The organism is Kaistia adipata DSM 17808 (genome assembly GCF_000423225.1).
Lineage (GTDB): Bacteria > Pseudomonadota > Alphaproteobacteria > Rhizobiales > Kaistiaceae > Kaistia > Kaistia adipata.
Window position 1 is genome coordinate 563,364 of the sequence record NZ_AUHO01000010.1, and the last position, 9,774, is coordinate 573,137.

Annotated in this window: 10 protein-coding genes; 4 read left to right on the forward strand and 6 right to left on the reverse strand. The window is 67.9% G+C overall.

Going from position 1 to position 9,774, the window contains the following annotated elements; translation table 11 throughout:
• Nucleotides 1-307 precede the first annotated feature (307 nt).
• The 4 genes from G539_RS0111530 (at nucleotide 308) to G539_RS24520 (ending at nucleotide 2,407) form a co-directional block, all read left to right on the forward strand.
• Entirely contained in the window at nucleotides 308-511 is a 204-nt protein-coding gene (locus G539_RS0111530) for a hypothetical protein (RefSeq protein WP_029075339.1), read from the forward strand.
• A gap of 93 nt (nucleotides 512-604) precedes the next feature.
• Entirely contained in the window at nucleotides 605-1,018 is a 414-nt protein-coding gene (locus G539_RS0111535) for an OsmC family protein (protein WP_029075340.1), read from the forward strand.
• Between the two features lie 94 nt (nucleotides 1,019-1,112).
• Nucleotides 1,113-1,622 carry a heme-degrading domain-containing protein gene (locus G539_RS0111540; RefSeq protein ID WP_029075341.1) on the forward strand — a complete coding sequence of 170 codons (510 nt, stop codon included), beginning with the start codon at nucleotides 1,113-1,115 and terminating at the stop codon, nucleotides 1,620-1,622.
• Between the two features lie 92 nt (nucleotides 1,623-1,714).
• On the forward strand, nucleotides 1,715-2,407 hold the full coding sequence (locus G539_RS24520) for an SH3 domain-containing protein (RefSeq protein WP_051231306.1): 693 nt from the start codon (nucleotides 1,715-1,717) through the stop codon (nucleotides 2,405-2,407).
• Between the two features lie 118 nt (nucleotides 2,408-2,525).
• Here the strand turns inward: G539_RS24520 and G539_RS0111550 are convergent, their stop codons facing one another.
• The 6 genes from G539_RS0111550 to G539_RS0111580 form a co-directional block, all read right to left on the reverse strand.
• On the reverse strand, nucleotides 2,526-3,392 hold the full coding sequence (locus tag G539_RS0111550) for an RNA polymerase factor sigma-32 (RefSeq protein WP_029075342.1): 867 nt from the start codon (nucleotides 3,390-3,392) through the stop codon (nucleotides 2,526-2,528).
• Nucleotides 3,393-3,588: 196 nt separating this feature from the next.
• Nucleotides 3,589-4,182 (reverse strand): CarD family transcriptional regulator, encoded by a 594-nt coding sequence (locus tag G539_RS0111555; RefSeq protein WP_029075343.1) that lies wholly within the window; start codon nucleotides 4,180-4,182, stop codon nucleotides 3,589-3,591.
• A gap of 446 nt (nucleotides 4,183-4,628) precedes the next feature.
• Nucleotides 4,629-4,967, reverse strand: coding sequence for a ferredoxin FdxA (gene fdxA, locus G539_RS0111560; RefSeq protein WP_029075344.1), 339 nt, complete (start codon nucleotides 4,965-4,967; stop codon nucleotides 4,629-4,631).
• A gap of 118 nt (nucleotides 4,968-5,085) precedes the next feature.
• A complete protein-coding gene (locus tag G539_RS0111565) occupies nucleotides 5,086-5,499 on the reverse strand; it encodes an RNA-binding S4 domain-containing protein (protein ID WP_029075345.1) in 414 nt (137 codons plus the stop codon).
• A gap of 18 nt (nucleotides 5,500-5,517) precedes the next feature.
• Nucleotides 5,518-8,670, reverse strand: coding sequence for a helicase-related protein (locus G539_RS0111570; protein ID WP_051231307.1), 3,153 nt, complete (start codon nucleotides 8,668-8,670; stop codon nucleotides 5,518-5,520).
• 789 nt (nucleotides 8,671-9,459) lie between these two features.
• A partial coding sequence (locus G539_RS0111580; RefSeq protein ID WP_029075347.1) for a transposase occupies nucleotides 9,460-9,774 on the reverse strand: 315 nt, incomplete at its 5' end.

The window sequence follows — 9,774 nt, forward strand, 5'->3', positions numbered from 1 at the left end:
TGCCATCGGCTGTTTGAGCGCCGCGAACCCCCGGGTTCGCGGCGTTTTCTTTTTCCGCGCCATCAAGGCGACGTTGTGCCTCTCGCGACGGCGCGACGACGCGTGCGCGTTCGGCGGCGCGAATTCCGGCGCCAAATCCTTCCCGGCAAGGGGATCGGGATACCCGATCGAACGAGTCGGGATTGTTGACAGGCGCCCCGCATTCCCCCAACCTCGTCATCGGCCGGCATGAAAAGAGCCGGCCCGCCGAGCGGATGGAGACGAAACGGCGACCGCGAGAGCGGCGCGAATGACCGGGAGACCCTGCATGTCCTACGCCTTCGACTGGCCCCGCGATGTCGCGGTGGCGCCGACCGCCGACAAGAATGCACTGCCATCGACGATGGTGCCCGGCCTCTCCGACGATGCCGATACCGGGGTGGCGGAAGGCCTGCCGCTCGGCAAGCCCGACAAGGACGAGGATGCGACCTCCGACATCGTCTGGACGCTGGCCTACTGGCCCTGGCTCTAGGCCAAAATCCTCGTTTCCAGGAAGCAAGTAATTCTCTAGCACTCGAAGCCTGCCGGCGATCGGGACCGGCGAGCTGGCTTCGAGGATGACGGCATGAATGCGACGATCCGGACCCGCGTCTTCGGCGCGACGGCTTCGGCGGGCCGCGACGGCCTGCCGGAAGTGACGAGCGAGACGGGCGGGCGGCTCTCCGTCGTGACCCGGCCTTCGGCCGAGGGGTTCAGTCCCGTCGATCTCCTGGCGGCGTCGCTCGCCTCCTGCATCGCGATCAGCGTCCAGTCCGCGGCGCGCGCCGAGGGGCTGCTTGCCGCGATCGACCGGGTGACCGTGCGGGTGATCCCGGAAAAGGCGGAGGACGCGCCGTCGCGCATCGCCCGCTTCGTCACCACGGTGACGATCGACGGCCCGCTCGACGCCGACAGCAAGGCGCGGCTGATCGCGGCCGCCGAGACGATCTGCACCGTCAGCAACACGCTCCGCTCCGGCGCGACGATGGACGAGCCGTGAGCGGCCTCGATCGTCGCGCGGTGATTGACGCCTCCGCGCTTTCGGTGCGATTCCATCTCAGGGACGCGCGCGGCGCGACGGAGGAGGGGATTGCATGAGTGAAGACCAGAACCTGCTGCAGGAACTGCTCGATCAGGAGCGGCGGCTTGTCTTCGACCGGTTCGACAACGACACCGCGATCGAGCTCGGCACACGCATCATCGAGCGGGCGCGGCGGGATGGGCTCTCGATCGTCGTCGAGATCGCGCGCGGCGAGCAGCGGCTCTACTACTGCGCGCTGGCCGGCACCTCGGCCGACAACGAGTTCTGGGTCGCCGGCAAGACGGCCGTCGTCCGCCGCTTCGGCCATTCGTCCTATTACATGGGCGAGCGCGCCCGCCAGCGCGGCGTCGACTTTGCCACGGCGCAGGCGGTCGACCCGAAGAAGTATCTGCCGCATGGCGGCGCCTTCCCGATCCTCGTCGCGAATGTCGGCATGGTCGGCACGGCGACCGTCTCCGGCCTGCCGCAGGCCGAGGATCACAAGCTGGTGGTGACGGTGATCGAGGAACTGCTGGCCGAGCGTGGCCTCGGTGAGAGCCGGGCCGAGGTCTGGACGGCCTGATCCGCGCCCAAGAGGCCGTCACATTGCCGGCAGGCTGTCCGTGCTAGCTTGCGCCGGCAGCGTATGCCCTGTTCATGCCATTGGAGCTTTCCATGCGGTCCCTGTTCGGTATCGTCTTCGCGCTCGGTTTCGTGTTTCTCGGCCTGACGGCGCCGGTGTCCGCCCAGGACACGCGCACGGAGGTCGTTAAGTTCGCGAAGGGAGCTTCGTCCAGGACCATCCGGGACACGATCGTCGGCCGGCAGTCGGCCCGCTATCTGCTCTCCGTCGCGGCCGGGCAGCGCGTGCGCGTGCAGCTTGCCTCGAGCAATCGCTTCAACTTCTTCAACGTCACCGCCCCCGGCGCCGACACCGCGCTGTTCGTCGGTTCGCAGGCCGGCAACAGCGCCTCGTTCGTCGCGCCGTCGAGCGGCAGATACGTCATCGACGTCTACCTGATGCGCAATGCCGCCCGTCGCAACGAGACGGCGAACTATGCGCTGACCGTGTCCGTGGCAGGAAAGCAAGCCGCGTCGCGGCCGTCGCCCGGGAACGAGGACTTTGCCGATGGCCTGTCCGGCGGCCCGGATTTCTGGGAAGTCACCGGGGTTCCGCCGGGCGACCGGCTGAACCTCCGGGCCGCCGCCTCGGCGAATGCTGCGGTGCTGGGAACGGCGAGGAATGGCGCCGTCCTGCGCAATCTCGGTTGCCGGATGAACGGCGGCACGCGCTGGTGCCGGGTGGAGAGCCGCGACGGGACCCGCGGCTGGGCCGCCGGCCGCTTCCTGCGGGAAGCCGCGGGCTAGGAGGCGCCGATCTACGCCGGTCCCTTCGCCTCTCCCACGGCGAGAGGCAAGACCGCGCGAGCGCCGATTGCGGCCCCTCTCCCGCGCGGGGGAGAGGGAGAGGGATCCGGCCGGAGCGTCAGACGAAGCTGGCGCGGTCGGGGTGATCGCGCAGCAGCGCCGCCTTCAGCTTCTCGATGGCGCGGCTCTCGATCTGGCGCACGCGCTCCTTCGAGATGCCGAGCGTCTCGCCGAGCGATTCCAGCGTCGCGCCTTCCTCGCACAGCCGCCTTTCGCGCAGGATCCGCACCTCGCGGTCCGAGAGCGAGTTCATCGCCTCGTGGAGCCAGGTGACGCGCCGTTCCGTGTCGATCACTTCGCCGACCATCTGGTCCGGCAGCGGCGTGTCGTCGACCAGGAAATCCTGCCGGTCGGAGGTGGAGGATTCGGTGTCGTGGATCGGCGCGTTGAGCGAGGTGTCGGAGCCCGACAGCCGCGCGTCCATCAGCGCGACATCGCTGGTCGAGACACCGACCGCGACCGCGATCTGCTGGTAGATCTGCTGGTTGGGGACCGCCACCGATCCCTGCGACAACTTGGCGCGGAGGCGGCGCAGGTTGAAGAACAGCGCCTTCTGGGTGGAACTGGTGCCGCCGCGCACGATCGACCAGTTGCGCAGGATGTAGTCCTGGATCGAGGCGCGGATCCACCAGGTGGCATAGGTGGAGAAGCGAACCTCGCGCTCCGGCTCGAACCGGGCGGCCGCTTCCAGCAGGCCGACATGGCCTTCCTGGATCAGGTCGCTCATCGGCAGGCCGAAATGGCGGAATCGGGCGGCGAGCGCGATGACCAGCCGCATATGCGACGCGGTGAGGCGATGCAGGGCGGCCTGGTCCTTGACCTCCCGCCAGCGCACCGCCAGCGCGTGCTCCTCGTCCCGCTCCAGATAGGGCGCCTGCATCGCCGCCTTGACGAATTGGCGCCCGGAGATTGTCGACGTGCCCATCCGACCGCTCCCTTTTGCGAGCCCTGCCCACAGCTAACCCGGAGAATACGATCCGGTTCCGAAAACGGGCGACACACATTGGTGTGATGGGTTGCGCAGCCGCCGTGATCGGGCGGCGGCGCGGGGGAGGGCGCGCAAACGAAAACGCCCGGCCGGAGCCGGGCGTTCGATCCTGTCGTGGCGACGGGGAGGGCGCTTACGCGGCCTCGTCGTGCTTCTCGTCGTCGCCGTCGACCTCGGCAACCGGCTCCTCGTCGGCCTTGCTGCCGCGCTTCGGGCTCTTGGCGAGGTTCTGCTCGATCTGGCGGACGGCCTCCGTCTCGGAGATCTCGCTCACCGCCGCGATTTCGCGCGACATGCGGTCGAGGGCCGCCTCATAGAGCTGGCGCTCGCTGTAGGACTGCTCGGGCTGGGTGTCGGAGCGGTAGAGATCGCGAACGACTTCGGAAATCTGGATCAGGTCGCCCGAATTGATCTTCGCCTCGTATTCCTGGGCGCGGCGGCTCCACATCGTGCGCTTGACGCGGGCGCGGCCGCGGATGGTCTCGAGCGCCTTCTTGACGATGGTCGTGTCGGAAAGCTTGCGCATGCCGACCGACGTCGCCTTGGCGACGGGGACGCGCAGCTTCATCTTGTCCTTTTCGAACGCGATGACGAAGAGTTCGAGCTTGATGCCGGCCACTTCCTGCTCTTCGATGCCGACGATCTCGCCGACGCCGTGCGCCGGATAGACGATGTGTTCGCCGGTCTTGAAATCGGAACGCAGAGTGGTCTTCTTGATGGTGGCCATACGCGTATCAACTCCGTTAAATTGGCGGGCCCGGCTCGCCAAGCCAAAGCCGGATTTTGACGAACCCCGTCTCATCCATGGCAACGTGACCCGACCCGGTTCCGGGGCGTGGCACACCCCGGAGGCGGACCGGTCGGGTCCGCTCATTCCGATATCAGCCGATCAGGAAGACGCGCTTCACCCCGGTGTCTGCATGCGCGAACAACATCGTCAACGATCTTCCGCCGGCGCGCGCACGTCGCGTCAGGACGGTTGATCGCTTCAATGTGGAGGGTTGTTCACGAACAAAACACCAAAAGGTGCGGTCACGCCATTAGGTGGTTACCGACTGTGGAGGTATATATATCACAAAATACCCAAAAATCAAAGCATTGCGGGCGCCGCGCCGGAATCGGCGCTGCGCGTCGGAATCTTCGATGCTGTCGGGGCGCCGGGCGCCCCTCGCCTCAGTCGCCTTCGCCGGGTGCCGCCGAGAACTGCGTCTCGAGCTTGTTCTCGACGCCGTCGAACTCCGCCGCCTCGGGCAGCGGATCCTTGCGGACGGTGATGTTGGGCCATTTCTCGGCATATTCGGCGTTGAGCTTCAGCCACTTCTCGAGGCCTGGCTCGGTGTCCGGCTTGATCGCCTCGGCCGGGCATTCCGGCTCGCACACGCCGCAATCGATGCATTCATCCGGATGGATGACGAGCATGTTTTCGCCCTCGTAGAAGCAGTCCACCGGACACACTTCGACGCAATCCGTATATTTGCAGCGGATACAATTGTCGGTCACGACATAGGGCACGATCGTCTCCTCGGGCGCGCACGCTCGAAGCGCGCTCCGCCGGATGGGTAAACGCTTTGGCGAGACGGTGCAAGGATCGCGGATGCCGCAGTCGCCCCGTCAGGCCGAACCGGTTTTGCTAATCCTCGTCGTCGCTTGGAAAATTCTCTCCGCCGTCGCCGGATGTCCCGGAATGGAACGCGTCGAGGACGCGGCGATCGCGTTTTGTCGGTCGCGGCCCGCCGCGCTGGAGCGGCTGGGCGGGCGGCGAAAGTTCCGCCGGCGGCGTGATGTCCTCATAGAGGCGCTGCGCCTCGGGAGCGGGGCCCCGGCGCGTGCCGGGGTCGAGGATGCGGAGCACCCGCACCTGGCGCTCGAAGGCGATGGTGAGGACGTCGCCGGGCCGCACGAGGCGGCTCGACGCGTCGATCTTGTCGCGGTTGACGCGGACCTTGCCGCCGGTCACCAGCTTCTGGGCGATGGAGCGGCTCTTGGCGAGGCGCGCGAACCACAGCCACTTGTCGATGCGCTGGCGTCCGACGTCCTCGCTCATCGCCGCTCCGTGCCGATGTCAGCTGCGCTTCTTCGCCTCGAGATCCGCCTTCAGCGCCAAGAGCGCCGCGAAGGGCGAGTTCGGGTCGACCGGGCGGTCGCGCCGGGGCTCCTCGCGACGCGGCTGCGCCGACTGGTTCTGGCGGAACTCGCCGCCCTTGCCACGATGCTCCGGATTGCGACGGCCGTCGCGCTCGCCCTGCGGACGGTCGCCCCGCTCGGGACGCGGCCCGCGCTGTTGCGGCCGGCCCTGGCGGCGCTCGTCGCGCTCGCCGTCCTGGCGACGGCCGCGGCCCTCGCCACGGCCTTCCTGGCGCTCGCCGGCCGGCGCATCGGCCTGGCCGCCCTGCGGACGGCGGTCGCGGCGATGGTCGCGCTGCTGCGGACGACGGTCGAAGCGACCCGGCCGCCAGACGTCGATCATCTCCGGCTCGGCGGAGGCTGCCTCGGGCGCCACGACGGCGGCGATCTCGGCCGCCGTCTCGGCCGCCGGCTCGACGGTCTCCGTGGCCGCTTCCTCGGCCGGCGTCTCGGCGACTTCGGCTTCCGGCGCGACGGCTTCCGCGATCTCGGCCGGCTCCTCGGCGGTTGGCGCCGGGACGGGCTCGTCGGTCGCGCCAGCCTCGGCGATGTCGGCGGCGATCTCGGTGGCGACCGTCTCGGCCGCGGCCGTCTCCGTCGCCTCGACGGCCGGGGCCGCCTTGGGCGGCGCCGGACGGCGGTCCAGGCGGTAACCCAGCGATTTCAGCACGCCGGCGAAATCCTCGCCCGAGCAGCCGAGCAGCGAGGTCATCGCCACGGTGATGGTGAAGCCGTTGCCGTCGACGGCGCCTTCCGGCGGCACCAGATTGTCGGAGGTCGGCTTCCAGGCGATCAGCGGCCGGATGATGTCGGCCAGCCGCTCGAGGATGTCGATGCGGACGGCGCGATTGCCGGCGATGCGGTAGCCGACGACGCGATAGAGCGGGCGGGCGAAGCTCGGATCGACCGGCACCGTGGTGCGGCCGGTGGCGGAGAGCTGCGGCAGCTCGGCCAGGCCGGGCGCGTCGAGGCCCTGGTTCTTCAGCGCCCAGAGCATGGCGTTGAGCGCGCTCGGGGCGGGCTTCAGCAGGGCCGGGACGTAGATGTGGTAGGCGCCGAAGCGGACGCCGAGCTTGCGCAGGCTCGAGCGGGCCTCCTGGTCGAGCGCCTTGATCTCCTCGGCGATCTCCGAGCGCTCCAGCACGCCCTGACCCTCGACGAGGCGGAAAGCGATGCCGCGCGCCGGGCCGGAAAGCTCGATGCCGGCGAGCAGCTCGAACAGCGGCTTCAAGAGCGTCTCGACATGGCTCTTCAGCCAGATGTCGACGCGATCCTGCACGCGCTCACGCGCCGGGCCGGTCAGGCCCTCGTCGGCGAGCAGCACCAGGCGCGGCCGGAGCGCGTCGTCGGTCGCCACGATGCGGGCGACGGGCGCGCCGAGCCAGCGCAGCGTGCCGTCGGCGGACAGCACGAATTCGGGATTGGGAGCGTTGCCGATCTTCTCGGCGCGGCGTTCGATCTCGCCGGCGAGTGCCTTTTGCGCCACGGCGCTGATCGCCTTGGCGTCCGGTCCGTCAGCCTGGGGATCGGGCGTGAAGCGGAAACCCTGCAGGCTTCCGACATGCTGTCCCTCGACCAGCACATCGCCGGAGGTCGTGATTTCTGCTTCGAGCATGGCGTTTTCTCTGAGCCGCTTCATCAGTACACTTGTGCGCCGATCGACGAAACGCTGGGTGAGCCTTTCGTGAAGCGCATCGGAAAGACGATCCTCTATAGCGCGCGTGCGCTCCTGCCAATGGCGAGGATCGCTTAGCCAGTTAGGCCGGTTTGCCGCAAAGGTCCATGTCCGAATGTGCGCAATGCGGTTTGCGAGCGTATCGATATCGCCATCCGTGCGATCTGCAAAGGCGACCTGACGCTGAAACCAGTCGTCCGGCACCGCGCCGTCGCGGGCGACAAAGGTGAAAATGTCGCCGACGATCTCGGCATGGTTGGCCGGCGCGATGCGCCGATAGTCCGGCGTCTGGCAGATGTCCCAGAGCAGTTCGATGCGTTCGCGCCGGTTGGCCAGCGCCCGGATCCCGGGATCGCGGCCGACGATTTCGAGCACCGTGACGTCCTCGGCCGGCGGCGCCTTCGACAGGCCTTCATGGCCCGGCGGGCGCTCCAGACTGGCGCGAAGGCTGTCGATCGTGCGGAAATCCAGCGCGCGATTGCGCCATTGCAGCGTGCGGACGGGGGCGAACTGGTGGCTCTCCAGCGACTCGATCAGCTCGTCCTCGAACGGATCGACCTGACCGGTGACGCCGAAGGTGCCGTCGCGGGTGTGGCGTCCGGCCCGGCCGGCGATCTGGCCCAGCTCGGCCGCCGTCAGGCGCCGGTACTGGAAGCCGTCGAATTTCCGTTCCTGCGCGAAGGCGACATGGTCGACGTCGAGATTGAGGCCCATGCCGATCGCGTCGGTGGCGACGAGAAAATCGACGTCGCCCGACTGATAAAGTTCGACCTGGGCGTTTCGCGTGCGCGGCGAAAGCGAGCCGAGCACCACCGCGGCGCCACCGCGCTGCCGCCGAATCAGTTCGGCGATCGCGTAGACCTCGTCGGCCGAGAAGGCGACGACGGCGGTGCGGCGCGGCAGGCGGGTGATCTTCTTCGAGCCGGCATAGGTCAGCATCGACATGCGCGGCCGGGTGATCACGTTGATCCCCGGCAGCAGCTTTTCCAGGATGCCGCGCATGGTGCCGGCGCCGAGCAGCAGCGTCTCGTCGCGGCCGCGCAGGTTCAGCAGCCGGTCGGTGAAGACATGGCCGCGGTCGAGATCGGCGGCCAGCTGGATCTCGTCGATCGCCAGGAACGCCGCGTCGGTATGGGCGGGCAGGGCCTCGACCGTGCAGACGCGGTAGCGCGGATGCGGCGGGATGATCTTCTCTTCGCCGGTGATCAGCGCGACGGCGCCTTCGCCGACGCGGGCGGCGACGCGGCCATAGACCTCGCGCGCCAGCAGGCGGAGCGGCAGGCCGATGACGCCGGAGGAGTGGGCGAGCATGCGCTCGATCGCCAGATGCGTCTTGCCGGTGTTGGTCGGACCCAAAACGGCGGTGACGTTGCGCCCGCCCGCACCGGCGCCAACTGGTTTCGTCCGTTCATTCATCTCGCGGGCAGTCTCACTTCCAACACTCCGGACGCTGCCCTCGTTTCATGTCGAAACAATGAAGCGTCCGGTTCCTCGGCGGCGAAAGGTCCCCGGTTAAGATCTGGAACCTTTCTGGAACAAACGATGTCCGAATCACTGACTCGCGGACAATCGCGTTCTGTTCACCCCCATATATGTGCGCCTTGGCGGGAACCGCCACGAAATAGTGCCGCACGCCCTCCGCCGGGGCTGCGAAATCCGGCCGCGACGTTAACGTTTCGCCGCGCTCCGTCGTCGCGCATGGTTAGCGAATGATGAAGGCGGTCAAGGACTTGATCGGCACCCTCGTTAACGCTTCGACCGAATCCGGAACGGAGCATGGACGAATCGCTGGCGAATCGCGGTTCTCGATTCGTGCCCTCTAGCGCTTGTGCCTCGAGCCGCCGGAGCCACGATACAGGCGCCGATGCCCGGGCCGGCTTCGTTCCGCCGCGCCGCTCCGGGCCGCATGTCGCGCGCTCCGCGTTAACCAATGCGGGCGAGGCTGTCCCAGTGTGGGACGGGGCGGCAGTCGGCGGTCCTGTCGCTACGTATCTAGCTGGTGCATCGTCTCTGGAGACCAGGTTCCAAGCTGCATTTCCAAGCTCGACCATCATCCTGAGGTGCCCGGCGCAGCCGGGCCTCGAAGGAGGGTCCAGGGAATGCGGCCTGAGGCGGATCGTGGGCGTCGCCTGCAAAGTGCGGTGCCTACTGGATCCTCCTTCGAGGCTTCGCTCACGCGAAGCACCTCAGAATCCGGCCCATAATTCAACATCGGGCTTGGCTGAGGCGCCTGACGAGGAGTTTGATGCAGGCGATCATCAGCCAAGCGTGGGCGCTGGCGATGGTCGCCTCATAGTCTTTCGCCAGCCTGCGGTTGCGTCCCAGCCAGGCGAAGGTGCGCTCCACGACCCAGCGTCGTGGCAGCAGTTGAAAGCCTTTCGTGCCGGCCGGCCGCTGCACGATCTCGATGTTCCAGGGGCCGCAATCGGCGACCGCGCCGAGCAGCTTCGGGCCCCGATAGACCCGGTCCGCCAAGATGTGTCGCAGCGGGCTTTCGGCGGCCAGCGCCTGCAGCAGCGA